25 protein-coding genes are annotated in these 25,670 nt (G+C 72.0%); 16 read left to right on the top strand and 9 right to left on the bottom strand.

Annotated elements, in window-relative coordinates; translation table 11 throughout:
- Positions 1-26: 26 nt before the first annotated feature.
- The gene (locus ACZ4EG_RS03890) at positions 27-1,472 is read right to left on the bottom strand and encodes an MFS transporter (protein WP_467789409.1); all 1,446 of its coding nucleotides are present in this window, start codon (positions 1,470-1,472) and stop codon (positions 27-29) included.
- A 112-nt stretch (positions 1,473-1,584) separates the two neighbouring features.
- Positions 1,585-2,796 (bottom strand): thiolase C-terminal domain-containing protein, encoded by a 1,212-nt coding sequence (locus ACZ4EG_RS03885; protein ID WP_467789408.1) that lies wholly within the window; start codon positions 2,794-2,796, stop codon positions 1,585-1,587.
- A gap of 160 nt (positions 2,797-2,956) precedes the next feature.
- Between ACZ4EG_RS03885 and ACZ4EG_RS03880 the strand changes: the two genes are divergently transcribed.
- The 5 genes from ACZ4EG_RS03880 to ACZ4EG_RS03860 all read left to right on the top strand — a co-directional run bounded on the left by ACZ4EG_RS03880 (position 2,957) and on the right by ACZ4EG_RS03860 (position 8,668).
- Positions 2,957-4,699, top strand: coding sequence for an MFS transporter (locus tag ACZ4EG_RS03880; protein WP_453559743.1), 1,743 nt, complete (start codon positions 2,957-2,959; stop codon positions 4,697-4,699).
- A gap of 150 nt (positions 4,700-4,849) precedes the next feature.
- Positions 4,850-5,503, top strand: a complete 654-nt coding sequence (locus ACZ4EG_RS03875) for a class I SAM-dependent methyltransferase (protein ID WP_467789407.1) — start codon at positions 4,850-4,852, stop codon at positions 5,501-5,503.
- A gap of 135 nt (positions 5,504-5,638) precedes the next feature.
- Positions 5,639-6,604 (top strand): N-acetylmuramoyl-L-alanine amidase, encoded by a 966-nt coding sequence (locus ACZ4EG_RS03870; protein WP_453559739.1) that lies wholly within the window; start codon positions 5,639-5,641, stop codon positions 6,602-6,604.
- 191 nt (positions 6,605-6,795) lie between these two features.
- A complete protein-coding gene (locus tag ACZ4EG_RS03865; RefSeq protein WP_467789406.1) occupies positions 6,796-7,554 on the top strand; it encodes a hypothetical protein in 759 nt (252 codons plus the stop codon).
- A 103-nt stretch (positions 7,555-7,657) separates the two neighbouring features.
- Positions 7,658-8,668: an LLM class F420-dependent oxidoreductase gene (locus ACZ4EG_RS03860; RefSeq protein ID WP_467789405.1), complete on the top strand. Its 1,011-nt coding sequence runs from the start codon at positions 7,658-7,660 to the stop codon at positions 8,666-8,668.
- Here ACZ4EG_RS03860 and ACZ4EG_RS03855 read toward each other — a convergent pair.
- Positions 8,665-9,231, bottom strand: a complete 567-nt coding sequence (locus ACZ4EG_RS03855) for a hypothetical protein (protein ID WP_467789404.1) — start codon at positions 9,229-9,231, stop codon at positions 8,665-8,667. The genes ACZ4EG_RS03860 and ACZ4EG_RS03855 overlap by 4 nt on opposite strands.
- 141 nt (positions 9,232-9,372) lie before the next feature.
- On the opposite strand from ACZ4EG_RS03855, the gene ACZ4EG_RS03850 reads away from it, so the two are divergent.
- Positions 9,373-9,666, top strand: a complete 294-nt coding sequence (locus ACZ4EG_RS03850) for a hypothetical protein (protein ID WP_363298975.1) — start codon at positions 9,373-9,375, stop codon at positions 9,664-9,666.
- A 169-nt stretch (positions 9,667-9,835) separates the two neighbouring features.
- On the opposite strand, the gene ACZ4EG_RS03845 is transcribed toward ACZ4EG_RS03850, so the two are convergent.
- The 3 genes from ACZ4EG_RS03845 to ACZ4EG_RS03835 are packed head-to-tail and all read right to left on the bottom strand — an operon-like array spanning position 9,836 to position 13,055.
- The gene (locus ACZ4EG_RS03845) at positions 9,836-10,906 is read right to left on the bottom strand and encodes a prenyltransferase/squalene oxidase repeat-containing protein (protein WP_453559728.1); all 1,071 of its coding nucleotides are present in this window, start codon (positions 10,904-10,906) and stop codon (positions 9,836-9,838) included.
- Complete coding sequence (locus ACZ4EG_RS03840) at positions 10,903-11,655, bottom strand: class I SAM-dependent methyltransferase (protein WP_467789403.1); 753 nt, start codon at positions 11,653-11,655, stop codon at positions 10,903-10,905. Before ACZ4EG_RS03840 ends, ACZ4EG_RS03845 begins: the two co-directional genes overlap by 4 nt.
- Positions 11,649-13,055, bottom strand: a complete 1,407-nt coding sequence (locus ACZ4EG_RS03835; RefSeq protein WP_453559723.1) for a glycosyltransferase family 4 protein — start codon at positions 13,053-13,055, stop codon at positions 11,649-11,651. Before ACZ4EG_RS03835 ends, ACZ4EG_RS03840 begins: the two co-directional genes overlap by 7 nt.
- Before the next feature lie 220 nt (positions 13,056-13,275).
- Here ACZ4EG_RS03835 and ACZ4EG_RS03830 point away from each other — a divergent pair, with 220 nt between their 5' ends.
- Together ACZ4EG_RS03830 and ACZ4EG_RS03825 are read left to right on the top strand one after the other, a co-directional pair.
- The gene (locus ACZ4EG_RS03830) at positions 13,276-13,920 is read left to right on the top strand and encodes a TetR family transcriptional regulator (RefSeq protein ID WP_467789402.1); all 645 of its coding nucleotides are present in this window, start codon (positions 13,276-13,278) and stop codon (positions 13,918-13,920) included.
- Positions 13,913-14,254 carry a DUF6193 family natural product biosynthesis protein gene (locus ACZ4EG_RS03825; RefSeq protein WP_467789401.1) on the top strand — a complete coding sequence of 114 codons (342 nt, stop codon included), beginning with the start codon at positions 13,913-13,915 and terminating at the stop codon, positions 14,252-14,254. The genes ACZ4EG_RS03830 and ACZ4EG_RS03825 overlap by 8 nt, the downstream gene beginning before the upstream one ends.
- 271 nt (positions 14,255-14,525) lie before the next feature.
- Here the strand turns inward: ACZ4EG_RS03825 and ACZ4EG_RS03820 are convergent, their stop codons facing one another.
- Complete coding sequence (locus ACZ4EG_RS03820; protein WP_453559717.1) at positions 14,526-14,759, bottom strand: ferredoxin; 234 nt, start codon at positions 14,757-14,759, stop codon at positions 14,526-14,528.
- A 3-nt stretch (positions 14,760-14,762) separates the two neighbouring features.
- Positions 14,763-16,220 carry an aldehyde dehydrogenase gene (locus tag ACZ4EG_RS03815; protein WP_453559715.1) on the bottom strand — a complete coding sequence of 486 codons (1,458 nt, stop codon included), beginning with the start codon at positions 16,218-16,220 and terminating at the stop codon, positions 14,763-14,765.
- Between the two features lie 171 nt (positions 16,221-16,391).
- On the opposite strand from ACZ4EG_RS03815, the gene ACZ4EG_RS03810 reads away from it, so the two are divergent.
- A complete protein-coding gene (locus tag ACZ4EG_RS03810; protein ID WP_467789400.1) occupies positions 16,392-17,417 on the top strand; it encodes an MBL fold metallo-hydrolase in 1,026 nt (341 codons plus the stop codon).
- A 33-nt stretch (positions 17,418-17,450) separates the two neighbouring features.
- On the opposite strand, the gene ACZ4EG_RS03805 is transcribed toward ACZ4EG_RS03810, so the two are convergent.
- Positions 17,451-18,131: a phosphotransferase gene (locus tag ACZ4EG_RS03805; RefSeq protein ID WP_467789399.1), complete on the bottom strand. Its 681-nt coding sequence runs from the start codon at positions 18,129-18,131 to the stop codon at positions 17,451-17,453.
- A 352-nt stretch (positions 18,132-18,483) separates the two neighbouring features.
- Here ACZ4EG_RS03805 and ACZ4EG_RS03800 point away from each other — a divergent pair, with 352 nt between their 5' ends.
- The 7 genes from ACZ4EG_RS03800 (at position 18,484) to ACZ4EG_RS03770 (ending at position 25,616) form a co-directional block, all read left to right on the top strand.
- A complete protein-coding gene (locus ACZ4EG_RS03800) occupies positions 18,484-19,713 on the top strand; it encodes a prenyltransferase/squalene oxidase repeat-containing protein (RefSeq protein WP_467789398.1) in 1,230 nt (409 codons plus the stop codon).
- Positions 19,710-20,357, top strand: coding sequence for an SCO2322 family protein (locus ACZ4EG_RS03795; protein WP_467789397.1), 648 nt, complete (start codon positions 19,710-19,712; stop codon positions 20,355-20,357). The genes ACZ4EG_RS03800 and ACZ4EG_RS03795 overlap by 4 nt, the downstream gene beginning before the upstream one ends.
- Complete coding sequence (locus ACZ4EG_RS03790; RefSeq protein WP_467789396.1) at positions 20,350-21,543, top strand: energy-coupling factor transporter transmembrane component T; 1,194 nt, start codon at positions 20,350-20,352, stop codon at positions 21,541-21,543. Before ACZ4EG_RS03795 ends, ACZ4EG_RS03790 begins: the two co-directional genes overlap by 8 nt.
- Positions 21,540-23,219, top strand: coding sequence for an ABC transporter ATP-binding protein (locus ACZ4EG_RS03785; protein ID WP_467789395.1), 1,680 nt, complete (start codon positions 21,540-21,542; stop codon positions 23,217-23,219). The genes ACZ4EG_RS03790 and ACZ4EG_RS03785 overlap by 4 nt, the downstream gene beginning before the upstream one ends.
- The gene (locus ACZ4EG_RS03780; RefSeq protein WP_453559696.1) at positions 23,216-24,034 is read left to right on the top strand and encodes an ECF transporter S component; all 819 of its coding nucleotides are present in this window, start codon (positions 23,216-23,218) and stop codon (positions 24,032-24,034) included. Before ACZ4EG_RS03785 ends, ACZ4EG_RS03780 begins: the two co-directional genes overlap by 4 nt.
- Before the next feature lie 351 nt (positions 24,035-24,385).
- Positions 24,386-24,802, top strand: coding sequence for an aggregation-promoting factor C-terminal-like domain-containing protein (locus ACZ4EG_RS03775; RefSeq protein ID WP_467789394.1), 417 nt, complete (start codon positions 24,386-24,388; stop codon positions 24,800-24,802).
- Positions 24,803-24,926: 124 nt separating this feature from the next.
- Complete coding sequence (locus ACZ4EG_RS03770; RefSeq protein ID WP_453559693.1) at positions 24,927-25,616, top strand: YoaK family protein; 690 nt, start codon at positions 24,927-24,929, stop codon at positions 25,614-25,616.
- Positions 25,617-25,670 lie beyond the last annotated feature (54 nt).

The following is a 25,670-nucleotide window of genomic DNA, read 5'->3' as shown; positions in this document are numbered from 1 at the left end:
CGCAGAGGTCACGGAAGCCGCCCAAGTCACGCCGATGTCGCGGAGGGCGCCGGGATCCTGCGCGGCAGCCACACCAGCATCAGCACCGCCCCGCCCAGCAGCACCGCCGTACCCGTGCGGAAGGCCAGCGCGTATCCGTCCGTGAGCGCCTCGGCCCCGCCGCCGCTCCCCGTCCGGGCCGCCGCGATGGTCGACATCACCGCGAGCCCCAGCGAACCGCCCATCGTGCGCGAGGTGTTGACCAGCCCGGACACCACACCGGCGTCCCCCGGCGCCGCGCCCGACGTGGCCAGCGAGGCGAGCGGGGTCGCGGCCAGGCCCGCGCCCAGCATCATCAGGATGCCCGGGAACATGATCGCCGTCAGATAGCCGCCGTGTGCGCTCATCGTCGACTGCCAGCCGAACCCGGCGGCCGCCACCAGCGTGCCGAGACCCGCCAGGCCGCGGGCCCCGGCCACGGGCAGCAGGCGCGGCGCCAGCTTCGAGCCCACGATCACGGCCAGGGAGCTGGGCACCAGCGCGAGTCCGGCGTCCAGCGGCGAGTAGCCAAGCACGTTCTGCGCGTACAGCGTCATGAAGTACCACATGCAGAACATCGCCGAACCGCACACGAACATGGCCGCGTTGGCCGACGCCACCGAGCGCAGCCGCAGCAGCCCGAGCGGCATCAGCGGGGCCGCAGTGCGCGCCTCCACGACGAGGAACAGCCCGATGAGCGCGAGCCCGGCGGTCAGCGGCACCAGTGTGGCCGCGGCCGTCCACCCCTTGGCCTCGGTCTGCACGATCCCGTAGGCCAGCGTCGCGAGCCCGCCCGTCACCAGGAGCGCGCCCGGCAGATCCAGCCGCCGCCGGTCCCCCGCCCGGCTCTCCACCAGCCACACCAGGGAGCCGGCCAGCACCACGGCGCCCACCGGCACGTTGATGAGCAGCACCCACCGCCACGACAGCACGTCCACCAGCACCCCGCCGACCAGCCCGCCCGCGGCGCCACCGCCCGCGCCCACCGCGGTCCAGGTGGCGATGGCCCGCGCCCGTGCCGCCCCCTCCGGCACCGCCGCCGTCAGCAGGGTCAGCGTCGAGGGCGCCAGCACCGCCGCCCCGAGCCCCTGCACGGCCCGCGCCAGCAGCAGTTGCCAGCCCTCCTGGGCCGCCCCGCCGCCCAGCGAGGCCAGCGTGAACAGCCCGAGCCCGATCAGGAACATCCGCTTGCGGCCGTACAGGTCCCCGGCCCGGCCGCCCAGCAGCATGAACCCGGCGAAGGCGATCGCGTACGCGTTCACCACCCACTGCAACCCGGACGGGCTCAGGCCGAGGTCGGTGCGCATCGACGGCAGCGCCACGTTGACGACGGACACGTCCAGCACGACCAGGAACTGTCCGGCGCAGGCGAGCGCCACCACCAGCCAGGTGGGGGGTGTGGTGCGAGGACGTATGAAGGAGGAGGCGTCGGCGGCTTCGAGCATGGGCGTCATGCTCTCAACCCGGTTACGGTCCTTGCATCGGGATTTCGCCCCACCGCGCCTCGGTCGAACGACCTACACCGCCGACTCATCCGTCTACGCCGCGGCCCATCCGCCGGACGGCCTACACCGCCCGGACCAGTGTCACGACCGCCGCCCCGCCCAGCCCGATGTTGTGCGCCAGGCCCACCCGGGCCCCCGCCACCTGCCGCTCCCCCGCCTCGCCCCGCAGCTGCCAGACCAGCTCGGCGACCTGCGCGAGGCCCGTGGCGCCCAGTGGATGGCCCTTGGAGATGAGCCCACCCGACGGGTTCACCACCCACCGCCCGCCGTACGTGGTCGCGCCCGACTCGACGAGCTGCCCCGACCCACCGGGTTCGCACATGCCGAGCGCCTCGTACGTCAGCAGTTCGTTGACGGAGAAGCAGTCGTGGAGCTCGACGACGTCCACGTCCTCGATGCCGAGGCCGGAGCGGTCGTACACCTGGCGTGCCGCCTCCCGGGACATGGGCAGGCCGACGACGTCGATGCAGGAGCCCGACGCGAAGGACTCCTCCGTGTCGGTCGTCATCGTCTGCGCGACGATCTCGACGAGGCCCGTGAGCCCGCGCCGCTCGGCGAACCGCTCCGACACCACCACGGCCGCCGCGGCGCCGTCCGAGGTCGGTGAGCACTGGAGCTTGGTGAGCGGGCGGTGGACGGTGCGCGCGGCGAGGATGTCGTCCACCTCGTACACGTCCCGGAACTGGGCGTAGGGGTTGTGCGCGGAGTGGCGGTGATTCTTGGCGGCCACGGCGGCCAGCTGCGCCTCGGTCGTGCCGTACCGCTCCATGTGCTCACGGGCCGCGTCGCCGAAGATCTGCGCGGTGGGCGGGGTCATCTCGAATCCGTGCCGGGCGGCCATGATGCCGTAGTGCCGGGCGACGGGAGAGGTGGAACCCCATCCATCAGCGGCTCCGCCGCGGGCCCCTCCGTCCGCGCCTCCGCCCAGCGCCCCCTTCTTCATCTTCTCGAAGCCCAGGGCGAGGACGCAGTCGGCGGCCCCGCCCTCGACGAGCTGCCGGGCCAGCATCAGGGCGGTCGAGCCGGTCGCGCAGTTGTTGTTGACGTTGTAGACGGGGACGCCGGTCAGGCCGAGTTCATAGGCGGCGCGCTGGCCGGCGGTCGAGGGCTGGAAGCAATAGCCGATTGGAACCTGTTCCACATCGTCGTACGAGATCCCGGCGTCCGCGAGCGCCGCACCTCCCGCCTCCCCGACCATGTCCCAGTACTGCCATTCACGCGTCTCGGGCTTCTCGAACCTGGTCATTCCGACACCGGCGACATAGGCCTTCATGGCGCGCCAGACTAGAACGCGTTTCACCAACCTGCCAGACCTGACGGTGGATCAGATCCTCATGGGAAGGTCAAGAATTCATTAGCAGCCCGAAGCAACGGAATAGTTGCCCGTGCATACGAGGTTTACCCGGCACTTATCGCACGGGAGGCCTCACTCAATGACGCACACGACGACCGACCAGCCCACCCGCAGGGCGAGCGGGGCCCTGGTCCCGGTGCTCGCCTTCGCGGGCATCGTGGTCGCGGTGATGCAGACCCTGCTCGTCCCGGTCATCAAGGACCTGCCGCAACTGCTGGGCACCGCGCCGAGCAACGCCACCTGGGTGCTGACCTCGACGCTGCTGTCCGGCGCCGTCGCCACCCCGATCATGGGCCGCCTCGGCGACCTGTACGGCAAGCGGCGCATGCTCGTGCTCAGCCTCGCCGTGATGGTGGTCGGCGCACTGATCAGCGCGCTCACCAGCGAGCTGCTCACGATGATCGTGGGCCGTACGCTGCAGGGCTTCGCGATGGGCGCGATCCCGCTCGGCATCGGCCTGATGCGCGACATGCTGCCGCGCGAGCGGCTCGGCTCGGCGATGGCCCTGATGAGCTCCTCGATCGGCGTCGGCGGCGGTCTCGCGCTGCCCGCCGCGGCCCTGGTCGCGCAGCACGCCGACTGGCACGCCCTGTTCTACGGAGCCGCCGGACTCGGCGTGCTCTCCATCGTCCTCACCCTGCTCGTCGTGCCGGAGTCCCCGATGCGCGCCGAGGGCTCCTTCGACCTGCTGGGCGCGCTGGGCCTGTCCACCGGCCTGGTCCTGCTGCTCCTGCCGATCACCAAGGGCAGCGACTGGGGCTGGTCCTCCGGCACCACGCTCGGCCTGTTCGCCGCCTCCGTGGTCGTCCTGGTCCTGTGGGGCGTCCTCGAACTGCGCACCAAGGCCCCGCTGGTCGACCTGCGCACCACCGCCCGCCGCGAGGTGCTGCTCACCAACCTCGCCTCGATCATGGTCGGCGTCAGCTTCTACGTCGTCTCGCTCGTCCTGCCCCAGCTGCTCCAGCTGCCCACCGCGACCGGCTACGGCCTCGGCCAGTCGATGGTCGTCGCGGGCCTGCTCGTCGCACCGCTCGGACTGACGATGATGTTCACGGCGCCCGTCTACGCACGGCTGTCCGCGAAGTACGGACCCAAGATCACGCTGATCCTCGGCATGCTGATCATCGCGATCGGCTACGGCGCAGGCCTCGGCCTGATGAGCGCCGCCTGGCAGAGCCTGGTCATCGCGGTGATCCTCGGCGCGGGCATAGGCCTGGCCTACTCCTCCCTCCCCGCGCTGATCGTCGGTGCGGTCCCGGCCTCGGAGACGGGCGCGGCCAACGGCCTCAACACGCTGATGCGGTCCATCGGTACGTCCGTCTCCAGCGCCGTCATCGGCATGGTGCTGGCCAACACGGCGAACACCGTGGGCGGCGTGGAGATCCCGACGATGCACGGCTTCCGTGTCTCCTTCCTGATCGCGACGGCCGCGGTGGCGGTCGGTCTGCTGCTGGCCGTGTTCCTGCCGAAGCCGAGCCGCCCCGCACAGCACACGCAGCTGCGCGCGAGCAGCGAGGAGGACGCTGCGCTGGAACGGGCCGAGGAGGTGCTGCGTGGTTTCCGCGGGCGCGTCCTGGACGCCGAGGGCGCCCCGGTCGCCCGCGCCAAGGTCACCCTGATCGACCGCCGCGGCCGTCAGGCGGGCGCCACGCTCTCCGGCGAGGACGGCAGCTACGCCCTCGCGGTTCCGGCCGAAGGTGCGTATGTGCTGGCCGCACGGGCCTTTGGCCATGGCCCGCTTGCGTCGTCCGCGACCCACTCCGGCGAGGAGCGGGCTGTCGATCTGGATCTTTCGCTGCCGGGGGAGATTGTCAGCGCGTAGGGCACGGGGGGTTCGGTCATCCGGCGGCCTACCCGCCGTCGTGGCTTGTCGCGCAGTTCCCCGCGCCCCTTCTGCCGTACCCCCTGTCACATGGGTGGGCGGGTGCGGCAGCATGGGCGCCCGGACAGCCGTATGACCGAAAGGCCCCCCATGCCAGTCGCCGCACCCAAGCCCGAGATCCTGGCCGCGTTCGAGGCGGCGAAGGGGTTCATGCCCGTGGACGAGGGGCTCGCGCTGTACGCGGCCGCCGTGGCGGCGGGCGGACTGGGGCTGCCGCTGCTGGAGGTCGGGACGTACTGCGGACGCTCGACGATCCTGTTCGCGGACGCGGCCCGGCAGGCCGGGGTCACCGCGCTGACCGTCGACCACCACCGGGGCAGCGAGGAGCAGCAGCCGGGCTGGGATTACCACGACCCGGAGACGGTCGACCCCGAGATCGGTCTGATGGACACGCTGCCCACGTTCCGCCGGACGCTGCACCGGGCGGGCCTGGAGGACCACGTGGTCGCCCTGGTCGGCCGCTCGCCGCAGATCGCCGCGTTCTGGAACTCGCCGCTCGGCCTGGTCTTCATCGACGGCGGCCACACCGACGAGCACGCGACCGCCGACTACGAGGGCTGGGCGCCCCATGTCGCCGAGGGCGGACTCCTCGTCATCCACGACGTGTTCCCCCACCCCGAGGACGAGTTCACCGGCCAGGCCCCGTACCGCGTGTATCTGCGGGCCCTGGAGTCGGGCGCGTTCACGGAGGTGTCGGCGACGGGCTCGCTGCGTGTGCTGCGGCGGACGGGGACGGCGTTCTGACCTCGGCGGAGTCCGGGACGGGAGTCTGAGCACGGCGCGGTCCGGTACGCCGGTTGTTGCACCGCCCGGCGGCACACCACCCATTGGGACCGCCGTACCGTGTGACCGCCCGATGCGGCCGCTAGGGTGGCAGACGTGTCGTACGTAGGCCCGGACTTCGATCCGCCCCAGCCGCGCCGCCCCCGGCGAGCGCCCCTGACCGTCGCGCTCGCCGCGCTGGTGCCCGGTGCGCTGCTCGGCTGGCTCGTGTACGAGGCGGTGGGCGACCCGGGTGACTCGGGCGGCTCGGACAGCGCGGGCGGCTCCTCCGCCTCCGCGTCCCCCACGCCCTCGGCCCTGTCGTCCTCGGCGTCCCCCAGTGACGACGCCAAGAAGCCCAGCCCGACGCGCGCGGGCTCGAAGCCTGCGGCCCCGGCCGGCTCCGGGCCCCTCAAGGGCAAGGTGATCGTCATCGACCCGGGGCACAACCCCGGCAACTTCCGGCACACGACCGAGATCAACCGCCAGGTGAACATCGGGACGAACTGGAAGGAGTGCGACACCACCGGGACGTCCACCAACGCGGGCTACACCGAGGCGCAGTTCACCCTGGACGTGTCCCACCGGCTGCGCGCGATCCTGGAGGAGCAGGGCGCGACGGTGAAGTTCACCCACGACGGGGACGAGCCGGCCTGGGGGCCGTGCGTAGACAAGCGGGCCCAGATCGGCAACAACGCGCATGCGGACGCGGCCATTTCCATCCACGCCGACGGCTCCGCCGAGGGCAACCGGGGCTTCCACGTCATCCTGCCGGCGTCCGTGCACGCGGGCGCGGCGGACACCCGTCCGATCGTCGCCTCCTCGCGCAACCTCGGCGAGCGGGTCGCGGGCAACTTCGTGCGCGTAACAGGCAGTGCCCCCTCCAACTACGTCGGCGACGGCACCGGTCTCGTCACACGTCAGGACCTGGGCGGTCTCAATCTGTCAACGGTTCCCAAGGTGTTCATCGAGTGCGGGAACATGCGCGATAGCAAGGACGCGGCACTGCTGACCAGCGGTGCGTGGCGGCAGAAGGCGGCGCAAGGGATTTCTGAGGGAATCGTGAGTTTCCTGCGCGGGTAGGTGTCAGCGGGCAGATCCCTGCGGACACCCCGATCGGACTGACGATAGTGTCATCAGTACGATCAGGGGCCACCCCCGCGCTTCACACCGGGACCTGACGGCGACAGAGTGACAGCGACGCCTCTACCGACGACGAGACGACCTACGAAGGACCTGAAGTGAATATCCGCTCCCTCACTCGAGGCGACGGCGTGGTGATCGGAGCAGCGGTGTTGCTGTTCATCGCGTCGTTCCTCGCCTACTACTCCGTGTCGATCTCCGGTTATTCGGACAGCCGGAACGCATGGGAAGACCTGGGGACTGGCCTGGGGACGTACATGGGGGCCGTCATCGGTGCCGCGCTGATCGTCCTCAACCGCGTGCTGCCGCAGCAGCGCAAGGTGCTCGGCCTGGATCTCGGCATGGTCGGCACGGGCTTCGCGATTCTCGCCACGTGGACCCTGTTCTGGTCGCTGGTGGACGTTCCCGACAACGTGGACGCCGGTGCCGGCCTCATCCTCGGTTTCATCGCCGCCCTCGCCCTGGCCGGCGCCGCCGTCGCCACCCCGCTCGTCCCCGCCCTCCAGGCCGCCCTGGTGCCGGCGCCCAAGCCGCCGGCCCCGCAGCCCTACGGTGCCCAGCCGCAGGGTGGTTACGGCTACCCCGGCGCCCAGGCCCCGCAGCCGCAGGCGCCGTACGGTGGTCAGCCGCAGCAGGGGCAGCCGTTCGGGCAGCAGCCGCCGGCTCCGGCCCAGCAGCAGCCGTCCAGCGGGGACTTCTCGCCGTTCTGGTTCGCCGTGCCGGTGGCTCGGCCGCTGTTCGCGGAGAACGGCTCGCCGGCCCCGATCGCCGAACTGGCGCCGGGCACCTGGTACCTGGCCGTCGAGCAGCGCGGCGCCCAGCTGGTCGCCCAGACCCAGGACGGCCGCCGCGGCGTCCTTCAGGACACCTCGGGGATCCAGCGCGGCTGAGCGCGCCCCGCGCACCGTCGCACACGGCCCCTCGCCCTTCCGGGCGGGGGGCCGTTGCCGTACAGTCGCCCTCCGATAGCTGACGGACCGTCAGGAGGCAGGCATGCGGCTCGGTCTCGCACTCGGCTACTGGGGCCGGGGCCCCTCCGCGGACCATCTGTCGCTGGCGCAGGAGGCGGAGCGGCTCGGTTACGACTCCGTGTGGACGGCCGAGTCCTGGGGCTCGGACGCGTTCACCCCGCTCACCTGGATCGCGGCGCGGACCTCAAGGATCAGGCTGGGCACGGCGGTTGCCCAGATGGCCGCCCGCTCGCCGACCACCACCGCCATGCACGCGCTGACCCTGGACCATCTGTCCGGCGGCCGCATGATGCTCGGGCTCGGGCTGTCCGGGCCGCAGGTCGTGGAGGGGTGGTACGGGCGGCCGTTCCCGGCATCGCCGCTGACCGCGACCCGGGAGTACGTCGACGTCGTACGGCAGGTGCTGCGCCGCGAGGCGCCGGTGGAGCTGGCCGGGCGCTTCCACTCGCACCCGTACCGGGGCCCGGACGCCACCGGCCTCGGCAAACCCCTGAAGCCGATCACCCACCCCCTGCGCCCCGATCTGCCGGTCCTGCTCGGCGCCGAGGGGCCCAAGAACGTCGCCCAGACGACCCGGATCGCGGACGGCTGGCTGCCGCTGTACTGGTCGCCGAACCGTCCCGAGGTGTACGGGCCCGCCGTGACCGGCCTTTCGGAGGGCTTCCTGGTGGCTCCCATGGCGCGTGTGAAGGTCTGCGACGACGTCGGCGAGGGCCTGCTGCCCGTCAAGGCCATGCTCGGCTTCTACATCGGCGGGATGGGACACGCGTCCCGCAACTTCCACGCCGATCTGATGGCACGCATGGGGTACGAGGAGGAGGCCCGGCGGATCCAGGAGCTGTTCCTGGCGGGCCGGCGCGAGGAGGCGGTGCTGGCCGTCCCGGACGCCTTCGCCGACGAGATCTCGCTGGTCGGTCCGCGCGAACGCATCGCCGAGCGGCTGGAGTCGTGGCGCAAGGGTCCGGTGACGGACCTGCTGGCCCTGTCCCCGGACCCTCACACATTGCGGGTGCTGGCGGAACTCAACTCCTAGGAACCGCCGGTCAGCTGGGACGTCGAGGGAACCTTGTTCTTCACCTCGGCGCCCGCGCTCTTACCGGCGTCCTTCACCTTGTTGATGATGTCGTCGAACGAGCCGGACACCGCGTCGGGGGAGTCGCCCTTGCGCAGCTTGGACGGCAGGGTCTTGAGGGACTCGATACCGGCGGTGATCGGTGCGAGGGCCTTCGACAGCGTCGGATCGCCCTCGGCGTTCCGCACGGCGGCCTTGAGGCGGTTGTAGGCGAAGGCACCGGCGAGCCCGGCCTTGACCAGGGTGAACTTGCGTCCCTTCACGCCCTTCTTGAACTTGCCCTCCTTCCAGGGCTTCACGATCCACTGGTACGTCGCCCCGGCGGCGAGTCCCGCGTTCGCCACGAAGCGTGTCTTGGCGAACTTCTGCCGCTCCGCGGAGGTGGTGGGGCTGGGAGTGTCGGCGGCGACCACGGCCGCGTCGTTCCGGGTGAAGGTTTCGCCCTTTCCGCAGGCGGTGGCGCCGGCGACCAGTGCGCAGCACAGCGTGAGCGCCACGAAGAGGCGCCGTATCGGTACAGCCACGGTGTCCTCCGGGGTGTTCTCCCCGAGTGGATGTCTCTCCCGGCAGGCTCGCTCAGGGCGGCCGATTGCGCCACTTGGGGGAATCCCGTACAGGATTCACCTTTCCTGTTTCACCTGGGAATGAGCGGCAACCCGAAGGACATGTCCCCTCAATATCGCAACGGCGCCAACCAGGCGGGGACGGTCATCGCGATCGTCGCCGACGTCATGGCCTTCATTCTCGGTCTGTGGATCCTGATGTATCTGCTGGACGCAAATCGGGCCAACAGTCTCGTCCAGTTCGTTCATGACTCGGCCGGCTGGCTGGCGGGCTGGTCGCACGACCTGTTCACGTTCGACGAGGCGTGGGCACGCGTGGTCGCCGGTTACGGCCTCGCCGCGGTGGTGTACCTCTTCGTGGGCCACGCGATCGCCGCCCGGATCCACCGCCACTGAACGCTCCGCTTCAAGCCGCAGCCGCCCACGAGCTCGGGCGCCGTTCGCGCAGTTCCCCGCGCCCCTGAGGGCGCCCACGAGCTCGGGTCCGAGCGGCCATCGGCGAGTGCCGGCCGTCGGGGGTCGGGCGCGCGGTTCCCCGCGCCCCTTTGGGGGCGCGGCAGCTGGGCTATGTGCAGCAGTCCGGGTCCAGGCCCCTTGGTAGGTGTTCTCCGCCGAACACCGCGCACGTGGCCTCGTGGCCGCCCAGGGCCGCTACTGCCAGGAGTAGGGAGCCTGCCGTCCATGTCGTGAGTTCTTGGGGCCAGATGGCCTTGTCGTCGAAGACGTAGCCCGTCCAGTAGAGGCCGCTCTCGGGGTCGCGGAGGTGCTGGATGGACTGGAGGATCTCCAGGGCGCGGTCGGACTCGCCCATGGCCCACAGGGCGAGGGCGAGTTCGGAGGACTCGCCGCCGGTGACCCAGGGGTTGGGGATCACGCAGCGCACGCCGAGGCCGGGCACCACGAAGCGGTCCCAGCCTTCCTCCATGCGGGACTTGGCCTCCGCGCCGGTCAGCGCGCCGCCCAGGACCGGGTAGTACCAGTCCATCGAGTAGCGGTCCTTGTCCAGGAACCGCTCCGGGTGGCGGCGGATCGCGTGCCGGAGCGCACCCAGCGCCAACTCCCAGTCCGGCTGCGGCTCTTCACGCTGCTCGGCGATGGCGAGCGCACAGCGCAGGGCGTGGTGGATGGAGGAGCTGCCGGTCAGCAGCGCATCCGCCGTGGCCGTGCCGTCGTCCTCGCGCCGCCAGCCGATCTGGCCGCCGGGCTGTTGCAGGCGCAGGACCCATTCCATCGCCGCGTAGACCGAGGGCCACATGCGGTCGAGGAACACGTCGTCGCCGGTGGAGAGGTAGTGGTGCCAGACACCTACGGCTATGTACGCCACGAAGTTCGACTCGCGGGCGCGGTCCGTGACGTCGTCGTGGGCCCCGTCCGTGTACGCCGCGAACCAGGAGCCGTCCTCGTTCTGGTGCGTGGCCAGCCAGGTGTAGGCCCGTTCCGCGGCCTCGTGCTCGCCCGCCGCGTCCAGCGCCATGGCCGCCTCGGTGTGGTCCCACGGGTCCAGATGGTGCCCGCGGAACCACGGGATCGCGCCGTCCTCGCGCTGCACGGCGAGGATGCCGCGCACGGTCTCGGCAGCCTGCTCGGCGGTGAGGACCCCGGGCAGGACCAGGTGTTCTGTCCGGGGGGTCGTCACTTGACGGCCGCCTCGGAAGCCTCGGGCAGCGTCGGCAGGTGCGGCTTCGTCGCGTAGAGCACGAAGCTCTTGCCGATCAGCGGGTTCAGCGCCTGCTCGGCGACCCGGGTGGCCAGCGGCTTCTTCATGATGTCCCAGACCAGCAGCTTGTGGTACGCCCGCACCGGCAGCGCCTTGTCGTTGTCGACGCCGAACGCGCACTTCAGCCACCAGTACGGGGAGTGCAGGGCGTGGGCGTGATGGGTGCCGTACGGCCGCAGGCCGGCCTCGCGGACCTTCGCCAGGAGTTCGTCCGCCTTGTAGATGCGGATGTGGCCGCCCTCGACCTCGTGGTAGGCGTCGGACAGCGCCCAGCAGACCTTCTCGGGGCCGTGGCGCGGCACGGTGATGGCGATGCGCCCGCCCGGCCTGAGCACGCGGACCATCTCGGCCAGGACGCCCTTGTCGTCGGGGATGTGCTCCATCACCTCGGAGATGATGACGACGTCGAAGGACTCGTCCGGGAAGGGCAGCGCGAGGGCGTCGCCCTCCATGGCGGTGGCGGTCGCGCCGGCCGGGGCCTCGCCCGCCTCCTTCATCGCCGCGAACCACTTGGCGACCTCGCGGATCTCCTCGGCGTTCTGGTCGAGGGCCACGACCCGGGCGCCGCGCCGGTAGCACTCGAAGGCGTGCCGGCCGGCCCCGCAGCCGAGGTCCAGGACGCGGTCGCCCGGGGCGAGCGGGAACCGGGAGAAGTCGACGGTCAGCACGAGGCCCTGCTTTCGCGGTCGGCGGTGAGTGGTTCTTCGATGACGGCTGCTGCGGCGGCCTGCGGGCGCACCGGCGTGCTGGTGGGGCTCCCCGACCGGGCGATGGCCTCGCGGTACCGGGTCACCGTGCCTTCGGCGGCGCGGGCCCAGGTGAACCTCTCCAGGACGCGCTCACGGCCCGCCGCGCCGAGCCGTGCCCGCAGCGCCGGGTCACCCAGCAGTCTGCTCAGTGCGGCGGCCAGGGCCCCCGCGTCGCCGGGCGGCACCGCGAGGCAGCTCTCCCCGTCGCGGCCGGCGACCTCGGGGATCGCGCCGCCGGTGGTGGCGACCAGCGGGGTGCCGGTGGCCATGGCCTCGGCGGCCGGCAGCGAGAAGCCCTCGTACAGGGACGGCACGCAGGCCACCTCGGCCGAGCGGACCAGGTCGACCAGTTCGGCGTCCGAGATGCCCTTCACGAAGTCGACGGAGCCCTCCAGGCCGTACCGCTCGATGGCCTGGGCGACCGGCCCGTCCTCGGCGCGCTTGCCGACGACGACGAGGTGTGCGCCGGGATGCTCGGTGCGCACCTTCGCGAGCGCCTCGATCAGGAAGATCAGGCCCTTGAGCGGCACATCGGCGCTGGAGGTGGTCACGATCCGGCCGGGCACCTGGGGCACCGCCGGATTCGGCGAGAAGAGGTCGGTGTCGGCGCCGACGTGGACCACGTGGATGCGGTCCTCGCGCACTCCGAGGTGGTCGACGATCTCCTGGCGGGAGGTGCCGGAGACGGTGAGGACCGACGGCAGCCGGCGGGCGACGCGCTTCTGCATGCGGGTGAAGGCGTACCAGCGGCGCACGGAGTAGCGGCGCTGCCATCCCTCGGCCGCGTCCAGCTCCAACTGCCGGTCGACGGTGATGGGGTGATGGATGGTGGTGACCAGGGGCGCACCGATGTCACCCAACAGGCCGTAGCCGAGAGTCTGGTTGTCGTGCACGACGTCGAACCGGCCGCGCAGGGCGCGCAGATGGCGGCGGGCGCGCAGGGAGAACGTCAGCGGTTCGGGGAAGCCGCCGGTCCACATGGTCGCGACCTCGAGCGCGTCGACCCAGTCGCGGTACTCGTCGCGTGCCGGGGTGCGGAAGGGGTCGGGCTGGCGGTAGAGGTCGAGGCTGGGCAGCTCGGTCAGGCTCAGTCGGCCGTCGTGGGCCTCGTCCTCGTCGAGCACGGGGTACGGCTGGGAGCCGATGACCTCGACCCGGTGGCCGAGACGCGCCAGCTCGCGCGACAGGTGCCGTACGTAGACGCCCTGCCCCCCGCAGAACGGGTTCCCTTTATAGGTGAGAAGCGCGATGTCGAGCGGTCGCTCGCCGTCGGCGGCGAGGTCCTGTCGGGGACCCGCCTCCCTGGCCTCAGCGGTCACTCTGGGCCCCCTTCTCCCTGCGTTTTCCCGCGAGACTACGTCGGGACGCTAATCTAGAACAAGTTTCAGACTTGATCGTTCAGGAGGCTCTGAATCTACCGGCAGGTAGCGGCACTGTGAGCAGTGGATCAGGTGATTCGCGCCACGGCGGGACCCCTGCCATGCTGTCTGATCAACAGCCCTCACCGATGCCCTCACCGACTGTCACGGAGCGGGACCCATGCCTGCGCAAGCCAAGGTGGAAGCCAGTACCGTTCGCCCGGCCTCGCCGCCCCTCACCGAGCGGCAGGAGGCCCGTCGGCGGCGGATCCTGCATGCGAGCGCGCAGCTGGCCAGCCGGGGAGGCTTCGACGCGGTGCAGATGCGGGAGGTCGCGGAGTCCTCACAGGTCGCCCTGGGCACGCTCTACCGCTACTTCCCGTCCAAGGTGCATCTGCTGGTCGCCACCATGCAGGACCAACTGGAGCACATGCACGGCACCCTGAGGAAGAAGCCCCCGGCGGGCGAGACGGCGGTGGAGCGGGTGGCGGAGACGCTGATGCGGGCCTTCCGCGCCCTTCAGCGCGAGCCGCACCTGGCCGACGCCATGGTCCGGGCGCTGACCTTCGCGGACCGCAGCGTGTCCCCCGAGGTCGACCAGGTCTCCCGGCAGACGACGGCGATCATCCTGGACGCGATGGGCCTGGAGAACCCCACCCCCGAGCAGCTGTCCGCGGTCCGCGTCATCGAGCACACCTGGCACTCGGCCCTGATCACCTGGTTGTCGGGCCGCGCCTCCATCGCCCAGGTCAAGATCGACATCGAAACGGTGTGCCGCCTGATCGACCTGACGGATCCGGCGAGCGGGCAGGCGACCCGTGGCTGAGGCCCCCGACGCCGAGACCGCCTGGCGGTGGCTCCTGGAGCGCAAGCCCGGGACCAGGGGCCACCACGGCGGTGACTGGCTGTTCGCGTTCATCGCGGCCGCCCACGCCGAGCCGCGCCTGCGCGCGCTGTATCCGTTCCCGACACACGGCACGCTGAAGTTCCTGCGGAGCGGTCCGCCGTTCGACGGGACACATCGCGACGATCTGCCCTACATCATCTGCTCCGGACCCCCGTACGCGGTGCACGCGATCCACCGCGGCGCTCTCGGCAAGGGCGCGACGCCCGAGGAGGCGGTGGCGCTCGTGGTCACTCACCTGCCCGCGGAGCTGTGAGCGCCCGAAAGGGCCTGCGTGAGCGCACCAAAAGGACCTACGAGACGGGTTCCCTTCGCCGGCATTGCCCGGATCAGGTAATGGGGGTCGCTCTCAGGTCCGACTACTACCTTTGAGCCTCTCAGCCCGACCGTCGACGTCGGCAACGGCGGATGCTTTACGCGTCACGCCAGAGTCGGCTACTCCGGTCGAACTCCCTCACTCGCCCCGTAGGCCAATTACCAGTATAGACCGGATACTGCCTGACAGAACCGCACAAATAGGAAATTTTTCAGTCCTCCGGCGGGAACACCGGCTCCCCGCTCCCGAGCATCGTGATCACGATGGCCTCCACCGGACAGCTCTCCGCCGCCGCCAGCACCCGCTCGTTCGCGTCGGCGTCCGGCTCCACCGGCCGGGACTGCCGGCCGGTGTCGAGGCGGAAGGCGTCGGGCGCGTGGTGGACGCACTGGGCGGAGCCGATGCAGACGGAGCGGTCGACCTCGACGTGCCAGCGGTCTCCCATGCCCTAGCCCTCCCAGCCGGCCGGGAGGTGGATCATCTTGTGCTCAAGGAACTCGCCGTACCCCTCGGGCCCGAACTCCCGCCCCAGACCGGAGTTCTTGTAGCCGCCGAAGGGGCCGAGCATGTCGAGGCTGAAGGTGTTCACCGAGTACGTGCCCGTACGGACCTGCCGTGCGACGTCGATGCCGTGCGCGACGTCGGCCGTCCACACGCTGCCGGACAGCCCGTAGTCGGAGTCGTTGGCGATCTTCACCGCCTCGGACTCGTCTCCGTACGGCAGGAGGCAGATCACCGGGCCGAAGATCTCCTCGCGGGCGATCCGCATGGAGTTGTCGACGTCGCCGAAGAGCGTCGGCTCCACGTACCAGCCGCGTTCCAGCCCCGGCGGGCGCCCGCCGCCGGTGAGGATCTTGGCGCCCTCCTCCTGGCCGATGCGGATGTAGTCGAAGTTGCGCTGCTGCTGGCGGCGGGCGACCAGCGGGCCGACCTGGGTCGCCGGGTCCAGCGGGTCGCCGACCTCGAGCGCGCTCGCGGCGGCGGCGAAGGCGTCCGCGAACTCGTCGTAGCGGGAGCGCGGCAGGAGGATGCGGGTCTGGGCGACACAGGCCTGGCCGTTGTTCATCCAGGCGGCCGAGACGATCCCGGGCACCGACGTCTCGATGTCCGCGTCGGGCAGAACCACCGCCGCCGACTTGCCGCCGAGCTCCAGCGTCACGCGCGTGAGATTGCGGGAGGCCACCTCCATCACACGCTTGCCGGCCGCGACCGAGCCGGTGAAGGACACCTTGTCGATCCCGGGGTGCCCGACGAGGTACTCGCTGACCTCGCGGTCGGCGGGGAGGATCGACAGCACGCCCTCCGGCAGCCCGGCCTCCTTGGCGATCTCACCGAGGAGGTAGGCGTCCAGCGGTGACTCGGGTGACGGCTTGAGCACCACCGTGCAGCCGGTGAGCAGGGCGGGCGCGAGCTTGGCGGCGGCGACGAACTGCGGGACGTTCCACGGGACCACGGCCGCGACCACACCGACCGGCTCGCGCCGCACCAGGATCCTCCCGAGGACGCCGTCACGCGTCTCCTCGTACGTGAAGTTCCGCGCGACCGTGATCGCCGCGTCCCACACCATCATCGCGCCGAGCGCCTGCGCGAGGACGCTCCAGGAGTACGGCGAGCCGTTCTCGGAGGAGATCACCCGGGCGATCTCCTCGTGCCGGACGGCGATCGCGTCCTTGATCCGGGTGACGACCTCGATCCGCTCGTCCAGGCTCATGCGCGGCCAGGGGCCTTGGTCGAAGGCGGTGCGCGCGGCGGCGACCGCCCGGTCCACGTCCTCGCGCGAGGCGTGCGGCACGCGGCCGATGACCTCCTCCGTGTGCGGGGAGATCACCTCGATGACGTCCTTGCCCAGGGGGTCGGTCAACTCCCCGCCGATGAACAGCTGTCCGTGTTCCACGAGCTCGGTCATGGCCGACTGCCTCCCCGGGGGCGTGCGCGTCTGACGATCCATCAGATAGGGAACTGATACCAGTTCCGCCCGGGGGAGTCCACGGATGCGACGAGGGACGGTTGGTCGACTCGGGCTCCCATGGAAACCTGTTCTAGTTATAGTGGCGGAAACGCGGTGATTGGGGAGCCCATGGCGCAGGTGTACGACCACGGTGGAGGCGTCCGTTCCCTCCAGGTCCCGATCCCGGACAACCCCCTCGGCCACACCCTCGTGTACGTCGTCGACACCGACCGCGGCCCGGTCCTCATCGACACCGGCTGGGACGACCCGGCCTCCTGGGACGCCCTCGCCGACGGCCTGACGGCCTGCGGTACGTCCGTCGCCGAGCTGCACGGCGTGGTGATCACCCATCACCACCCCGACCACCACGGCCTGTCGGGCAAGGTGCGGGAGGCCTCCGGAGCCTGGATCGCCATGCACGCGGCCGACACGGCGATCGTGCGCCGGACCCGCGAGACCCGCCCGGAGCGCTGGTTCACGTACATGGCGGCCAAACTCGTGGCCGCCGGCGCCCCGGAGGAACATGTGGCCCCGCTGCGCGCCGCCCGGCGCCGCACCCTCCCCGGCCTCTCCCCCGCGCTGCCCGACCGGGAGATCGTCCCCGGTGAACTCCTCCCCCTGCCCGGCCGCCGACTGCGCGCGATCTGGACGCCGGGCCACACCCCGGGCCATGTCTGCCTGCACCTGGAGGAAGAACACCCGTCCCGGCTCCCCGGCCACGGACGGCTCTTCTCGGGCGACCATCTGCTCCCGGAGATCACCCCGCACATCGGCCTGTACGAGGACCCGGACGACACGACCGTCACCGACCCCCTCGGCGACTACCTCGACTCCTTGGAACGGGTCGGCCGTCTGACCCCCGCCGAGGTGCTCCCCGCCCACCAGCACGCGTTCACGGACGCGCCCGCCCGCGTGCGGGACCTGCTGGCGCATCACGAGGAGCGGCTGGCCGGGCTCCTGGCCCTGCTCGTCGTGCCCCTCAGGCCCTGGCAGCTGGCCGAGCGGATGGAGTGGAACCGCCCCTGGGACCAGATTCCCTACGGCTCACGCAACATCGCGGTCTCGGAGGCCGAGGCCCATGTCCGCCGCCTGGTGAAGCAGGGCCGCGCGGAGGCGGTGGCGGGGAGCGAGCCGGTGGCGTACGTGGCGGTGTGAGCCGTTCGTGGAACGGTGCCGCCCGGCCCGCGATCAGGCCGGTGCCGCCCAGGACACCAGCGCTCGTATCAAGTCCTCGGCGGCGCCCAGTAGTTCGACCTCACCGCGACTCATCGTCGGGTTGGCCGCGCGGCGGGTGCGGGCCTCGGTGAGGCCGGGCTCCGTGAGGGCGGAGGGGTCGGCGAGCAGGGCCGTGAGCATCGCGCGGGCCGGGTCGGCGATCGGCTCGGCGCCGACGGCGACCTGGGCCAGGATCACCGCGGACATGCCCCAGTCGAGGCCCGGCCGGCCGTCCTCCGCGTTGGTCCAGTCGATGACACGGGGGCCGTCCGGCGTGAGGATCACGTTGTCCGGGTGGAGGTCCAGGTGCAGGACACGGGCGTTCGGGTCGGCGGAGTCCCGGGCGGGCACGGCGTGCAGCTGCCGCAGCAGCCCGGCAAGCATCGCGCCCCCTTCCTCCGGCCCGATCGAGCCCGCCAGCAGGGCTTCCAGCATCGTCGGCCCGGACAGCCGCTCCAGCACCAGGTCGGTGCGCGAGCCGGAGGGCCGCACCCGGGGCACGGGATACCCGTGGTCCCGTACGTACGTCATCACCTCACCCTCGGCGGCCGCGTCCCCCCAGCCCTCCCGGTCGCGACGCAGCACCCACGCCTCGTCGATCTCGTACACGTCGGCCGAACGGCCGGAGCCCAGCAGTCTCCCCGTCGTCGTCATGGCGTGACCTTAGCCACAGGGCCCGGGGGTAGGGGCCCCCTGCCCACGACCACCCCTGAGCCCTCCGGTTACGTGCCGGTAGAGTGACCGCGTCGTCATCACACCCGTACGGGGAAAGCCGGTGCAATTCCGGCGCTGCCCCTTCCCCAAGCGCTCGACTTCGCTCGTGCAGGGGACACCCCCATCGTGAACCGCCGCAAGGGCGGTGAGCCGGACCGCCTCGCACGGGACGTTGACCGGCTCACGTGCGCCGGGGTCCGCCCGCGCACGGCACCGTCGAGGTATACGGAGCCGAGCCGCCCGGGGTGTCCCGTGCTGCCCGACTCCCCGCAGGGAGAGGCACCCGCCGACCATGAACGTACGCCGCAGTGCCGCGGTGCTGGGAGCCGTCGCCGTGATCGGCACGGCCACGCCCGCCACAGCCGCCGACCCGTCTGCATCCGCGTCCCCGTCGACGGCCCTCCCGTCCGGCCTGTACGGCACCGCGGACCCGAAGTACGACGGTGTCTGGCGCCAGTCGCTGGCGATGATCGCCCAGCGGGCGGTGGATGTGACGCCGGCGGCCAAGGCCGTGGACTGGCTGACCGGGCAGCAGTGCGCGAACGGCGCGTTCGCCGCCTTCCGCGCCGACCCGGCCAAGGCCTGCGACAGCGGCGTCATGGTCGACACCAACAGCACGGCCGCCGCCGCACAGGCCCTGAAGGCGGTCGGCGGGCACGACGGTGAGATCCGCAAGGCGGTGGACTGGCTGAAGTCGCAGCAGAACAAGGACGGCGGCTGGGGCTACACCCCGCACGGGGCCAGCGACACGAACTCCACGTCCGTCGTCATCGGCGCCCTCGCGGCGGCGGGCGAGGACCCCGCCGACGTCCGCACGGATGGCAAGTCGCCGTACGACCTGCTGGCGAAGATGTCCCTCCCCTGCGACGCCAAGGCCGGCGGCGCGCTCGCCTATCAGCCGGACAAGAAGGGCGAGCTGGCGGCCAACGCGGACGCGACGGCGGCCGGGGTGCTGGGCGCCCTCGGCAAGGGGTTCGTGGCGACAGCCGTGGACAGGCAGGCCGACTACGGGCAGTGCGCCAAGGACAAGCAGCTCACCGCGCGCGGGGTGTCGGGCAACGGCGCCGCGTACCTGGCGGTGACGCTCCTCCGCAACGACGGCCACCTCAAGTCGGCGCTCCCCGGCGCCAAGGACCAGCCCGACTACGGCAACACCGCCGACGCGGTCGTCGCGCTCGCCGCGCGAGGCTGGAAGACGGAGGCGGAGAAGCCGTACGCCTGGCTGGAGAAAAACGCCCTCCCCTGGGCGAAGCAGAGCGGCCCGGCGGCCTACGCCGAGCTGATCCTCGCCGCGCACGCCATGGGCAAGAGCCCGTTCAGCTTCGGCGGTACGGACCTCGTGCAGGCGCTCAACGCGACCGGGCCCGCCCCGCAGCCGGTCAAGAAGCCCACCGGATACGAGGCCGCGAAGTCCGACAAGTCCGACTCGGGCTACGGCGTCTGGTGGATCGTCGGCACCGGCCTGGTCGCGGGCATAGGCGTCGGCTTCCTGATCAGCAGCCGCAGGAAGCAGCAGCCGTGACCGCCGTCCGCCGTGCCGTGCCGCTGCTGCTGGCCGCGCTCGTCCTGTGGGCGTCCGCGGCCCAGGCCGAGGCCGTCGGCTACCGCTACTGGTCCTTCTGGGAGCGCGACGGCAACCGCTGGACGTACGCCACCCAGGGCCCGTCGACGGCCCGTCCCGTCGACGGGGACGTGCAGGGCTTCCGCTTCGCGGTGAGCGAGGACTCCGCCGACGCCACCCGTCCGCGCGGTACGGCGGACTTCGACACGATCTGCGCCGGCACGTCCGCCGCCAAGGGAAAGAAGAGGGTGGCGCTCGTCATCGACTTCGGTACCCCCACGGACGCCCCGTCCGGCGAGACCCCACCCGCCCGCCGCACGGCCTGCGCCCGCGTTTCCGGCGACGCGACAACGGCAGAGGCCCTGGCAACGGTCGCCAAGCCCCTCCGCTACGACACCAACGCCCTGCTGTGCGCGATCTCGGGGTATCCGGGGAAGGGGTGCGGGGAGCAGGTGAGTGCGCAGAAGAAGCCGACAACTGCCACCGGGAAGGCGACGACACCGGACCATCACGGCCCATCGGTGGGACTGCTGGCCGGGGTGGGTGTGGTCGTACTCCTGGGAGCAGCAGCGGTGTGGCAGACGCGCCGCCGCAGGGATGTCTAGCCGCTTCAGCCGCGGGCAGTCGTGCCTCCCCCAAGCTCTTCGAGCAGGGGGGACCCCCGGCGGCACGGGTGGGCGCGGCGGCACCCCGCCGGCGCCGGTGAGCGCCCCAACCCCCCGCCACCAGCGCCGCGGCACACTGCACCCCGGCGCCTGGTGGCTCTGGTCCCTCGCCCTCGGCACCGCCGCCACCCGCACCACCAACCCCCTCCTCCTCGCCCTCCTCGTCACGGCTTCGGCCTACGTCGTGGCAACGTGCCGAACCCAGGCCCCCTGGTCCCGCTCCTACACCGCCTTCGCCAAACTCGCCCTCGCCGTCCTCCTCATCCGTCTCACCTTCGCGCTGTTCCTCGGCTCCCCCATCCCAGGCACGCACGTCCTCGTCACGCTCCCCGAAGTCCCGCTCCCCCACTGGGCGCAGGGCATCCGGCTCGGCGGCGAGGTCACGGCGGAGGCGCTCGTCTTCGCGCTGTACGACGGCCTGAAACTGGCCACGCTGCTGATCTGCGTCGGCGCGGCGAACGCCCTCGCCAACCCGGCGCGCCTGCTGAAGTCCCTGCCCGGCGCGCTGTACGAGATGGGCGTGGCCGTGGTCGTGGCCCTCACTTTCGCCCCGAACCTGGTCGCCGACGTCCAGCGGCTGCGTGCCGCCCGCCGGCTGCGCGGCCGCCCGGACCGGGGCATACGCGGGCTGCTGCAGGTCGGACTCCCGGTCCTGGAGGGCGCGTTGGAGCGTTCGGTCGCCCTGGCCGCCGCGATGGACGCCCGCGGCTACGGCCGTACCGCCGACGTCCCCGCCCCGGTCCGCCGTACGACCACCGCGCTCACCCTCGGCGGTCTGCTGGGCGTCTGCGCGGGAACGTACGGACTGCTGACCGCCGAGGGCGGCACGTACGGCCTGCCGGTGCTGCTCGCCGGAGTCGCCGCCGCCCTCGCGGGCCTGCGCCTCGGTGGCCGCCGCACCCTGCGCACCCGCTACCGCCCCGACCCCTGGGACCTGCGCGCCTGGCTGGTCGCCGGTTCCGGTGCCGCGGTCGCCGCGCTGCTCGCCCTGGCGGCCGCGAGTGATCCGGAGGCCCTGCACCCGGGTGTCGTACCGCTCACCGCGCCCGCCCTTCCCCTGTGGCCGGCGGCCGCCGTGCTCCTTGCCCTGCTCCCCGCCTTCATCGTCCCCAAGGAGCCGTCGTGATCCGCTTCGAGGATGTCTCCGTGACGTACGAGGGGGCGGCCGAACCCGTCGTCCAAGGCGTGGACTTCGAGGTCCCCGAGGGTGAACTCGTGCTGCTCGTCGGTCCGTCCGGTGTCGGGAAGTCCACCGTGCTCGGCGCGGTCAGCGGGCTCGTCCCGCACTTCACCGGCGGCACCCTGCGTGGCCGTGTCACGGTCGCCGGCCGGGACACCCGTACGCACAAGCCGCGCGACCTCGCCGATGTCGTCGGCACGGTGGGCCAGGATCCGCTCGCGCACTTCGTCACCGACACGGTCGAGGACGAACTCGCCTACGGGATGGAGTCGTTGGGGCTCGCGCCGGAGGTGATGCGGCGCCGGGTCGAGGAGACCCTCGATCTGCTGGGCATCGCCGACCTGCGCGACCGGCCCATCGCCACCCTCTCCGGCGGCCAGCGCCAGCGCGTCGCGATCGGCTCCGTGCTCACCCCGCACCCCAGGGTGCTGGTCCTCGACGAACCGACCTCGGCGCTCGACCCGGCGGCCGCGGAGGAGGTGCTGGCCGTGCTCCAGCGTCTCGTCCATGACCTCGGTACGACCGTCCTGATGGCCGAGCACCGGCTGGAGCGGGTGATCCAGTACGCCGACCGGGTCGCCCTGCTGCCCGCCCCGGGCGCCGCGCCGGTCCTGGGCAGCCCGGCCGAGGTGATGGCCGTCTCCCCGGTGTATCCGCCGGTGGTGGACCTGGGCCTGCTGGCGGGCTGGTCCCCGCTGCCGCTGACCGTGCGGGACGCGCGCCGCCGGGCCGGGGAACTACGGGAGCGGCTGGGCGGGCGGGAGGCGCCGCACACAGCGACAGCGACAGCGGCGGCCGCGACCGTGCCCGCGCCCCGTGTCCCCGCCCCCCGCCGGTTCCTGCGCCGGCGCGCCCCCGAGGCCGCGTCCCCGCAGGTCGCCGAGGTCGGCTCGCTCGCCGTCCGGCGTGGCCGCGTCGACGCGTTGCGGCATGTGGACCTCTGCGTCGCTCCCGGCGAGACGGTCGCCCTCATGGGACGCAACGGCGCCGGGAAGTCCACGCTGCTGAGCGCGCTCGTCGGGCTCGTCGAGCCGTCGGCCGGATCGGTGCGGGTGGGGGGCGCCGTCCCCCACCGCACCGCTCCGCCCGAGCTGGTCCGCCGCGTCGGCCTGGTGCCGCAGGAGCCCCGCGATCTGCTGTACGCGGACACGGTCGCCGCCGAGTGCGCGGCCGCCGACCGGGACGCGCAGGCCGAGCCCGGCACGTGCCGTGCGCTGGTCTCCGGTCTGCTGCCCGGCATCGGTGACGACACGCACCCGCGCGATCTCTCCGAGGGCCAGCGGCTCGCGCTCGCCCTGGCCGTCGTACTCACCGCCCGCCCTCCGCTGCTCCTCCTGGACGAGCCGACCCGCGGTCTGGACTACGCGGCGAAGGCGCGCCTGGTCACCGTGTTGCGCGGGCTCGCCGCCGAGGGGCATGCGATCGTGCTGGCCACGCACGACGTGGAGCTGGCGGCCGAGATCGCCCACCGGGTCGTCCTGCTCGCCGAGGGGGAGGTCATCGCCGACGGCCCCACGGCCGACATCGTGGTCTCGTCCCCGTCCTTCGCGCCCCAGGTCACCAAGATCCTGGCGCCGCAGCAGTGGCTCACGGCCGCCCAGGTGCGGGAGGCACTGGCATGACCCCGCAGGCCCGGCCGATCCGCCTCGGCCCCCGCTCCACCACCGCCCTCGCCCTGGTCGGCGCGGTCGGGGTCGTCGCCTTCGGGTGGCCGTTCCTCGCGCCGCCCACCTCGCAGCTCAGCGCCCATGCCCAGGACGCGCCCTGGCTCTTCGCCGGTCTGCTGGTCCTGCTCGTCGCGGTCGTGGCCGCGACGCTCTCCGAGTCGGGGCTCGGGGCGAAGGCCGTCGCCATGCTGGGGGTGCTGGCGGCGACCGGGGCGGCGCTGCGGCCGATCGGCGCGGGCACCGCCGGGATCGAGCCCATGTTCTTTCTGATGGTGCTCAGCGGACGGGTCCTCGGCCCGGGGTTCGGCTTCGTCCTGGGCTCGGTCACCATGTTCGCGTCGGCGCTGCTCACGGGCGGGGTGGGCCCCTGGATGCCGTTCCAGATGCTCGCCATGGGGTGGTTCACCATGGGCGCCGGGCTGCTCCCGGGGCCGGACCGGCTGCGCGGCCGCGGCGAGCTCGCGCTGCTCTCCCTCTACGGCTTCCTCGCCGCCTTCGCCTACGGAACGGTCATGAATCTCGCGGGCTGGCCCTTCATGGGCGCCCTCGCCTCGGGCATCGCCTTCGACCCGCACGCCGCGGTCCCCGCGAACCTGGCCCGTTTCGTCGCGTACTGCCTGGCCACGTCCCTCGGCTGGGACCTGGGCCGGGCGGTCTGCACGGTCGTACTGACCCTGACGCTCGGCCCGGCGCTCCTGAGGGCGCTGCGCCGGGCCACCCGCCGGGCCGCCTTCGAGACCGCGGTCACATTCGACCCGCCGGCCCGGTGACCCCTGTGTGAGGGCGTGTACGCGGACCGTCGGCGGGACGGTGAAGCACCCCACATGACGCAGGTCACCTACGATGCTCGACCGTAGGTCGACTTGTCCGATATGCCCGACAGCGCACCCCATCCGACCTGCACATTGAGACCCACGCCACACAAGCGACCATTCCCCCCGATGCGGCCACAACTAGTAAAAGGGGTCATTGCGGACGGGTTTCGGGCCTGCTTCTCTGGACGACGTCGCAAGGCGCCACGAACCCCCCGGGTCGCGGCGCCGACGTACGGCCCGACCGCGCACCACACGGTGACGGTGGCGGCCTACGGCGGCCCCTTGTCCCCGACGAAGAGGTTTTCCGTGTCCGTCTCTTTCATCCGCCGCATCGCTTCCCCGAAGAAGGCTCTCACCGCTGCCGCTCTGGCCGCCGCCACGACCGGCATGGTGCTGACCTCGGCTCCCGCCCAGGCCGCCACCACTGCCTCGCCTTCCAACGCCCAGGCGATCGCGCACAAGATGATCCCGGACGCCGCGCAGTACAACGCGTTCAGCAAGATCGTCGAGCATGAGAGCGGCTGGAACGTCTCCGCGACCAACGCCTCCTCCGGCGCGTACGGCCTGGTCCAGGCCCTGCCCGGCTCGAAGATGGCCTCCGCGGGCGCCGACTGGAAGACCAACCCGGCCACCCAGATCAAGTGGGGCCTGGACTACATGAACTCCCGCTACGGCAGCCCGGTCGACGCCTGGAACTTCTGGCAGGCCAACAGCTGGTACTGAGCCGCCCCCTCATTCAGCATCCGCACCCTCGCCCGGTACCGGGCGGGGGTGCGCGCGCATGTGCGGGCGTCGGTCCCGTGGTGGACTTGGCACCAGCCTGATCGTCCGGCCGACCGGAGGACCCATGACGACGGAGGCACCGGACGCGCGGACGCCCGACCCGGAGGCGCGCGGAGTGCGTCTGCTGCTGGTGCTGCTGGTGCTGACGGTGGTGAGCGGCCTGATCGACGCGGTGAGCTTTCTCGGTCTCGGGCATGTCTTCACGGCCAACATGACCGGCAACGTGGTGGTCCTCGGCTTCGCCGCGGCCGGTGCGCCGGCCTTCTCGGTGGCGCACACGGTGACCTCGCTGGGCTGCTTTCTGGCGGGCGCGACGGTGGGCGGCCGGCTCACGCTGTGGTCCGGGGGATCGCAGCGGACGCGGACGCGGATCACGCTCGCCGTGGAGGCGGCGCTGGTGGGCGTGGCGGCCGCGGCCGCCTTCGTCATGCCGGACCGCAGCGGCACCGCGTACACGCTCATCGCCCTCACCGCCTTCGCGATGGGCCTGCGCAACGCGACCGTACGCAAGCTGGGTGTGCCCGACCTGACGACCACGGTCCTGACCATGACCCTCACCGGCCTGGTCGCCGAGTCCCCGCTCGGCAGCAACACCGAGCGTCGGGCCGCACGCCGCGTCGCCGCCGTGATTGCCATGGTCGCGGGCGCCGCACTGGGCGCCTGGCTGGTGCTCCACCACCACCTGTGGATCGCCCTGCTCATCGCGGCACTGGTGTCGGGGGTCCTGGCGGTGGCGGCTTCCGGACGGGAGTGATCGCGGGGGAGGCAGGGGCCGGGGCGTAGGGAAAGGGGTGCACCTGCCTCCCTC

The sequence above is a fragment of the Streptomyces sp. NPDC025638 genome, from assembly GCF_055558775.1.
This window is presented reverse-complemented; position numbering and strand designations above follow the sequence as displayed.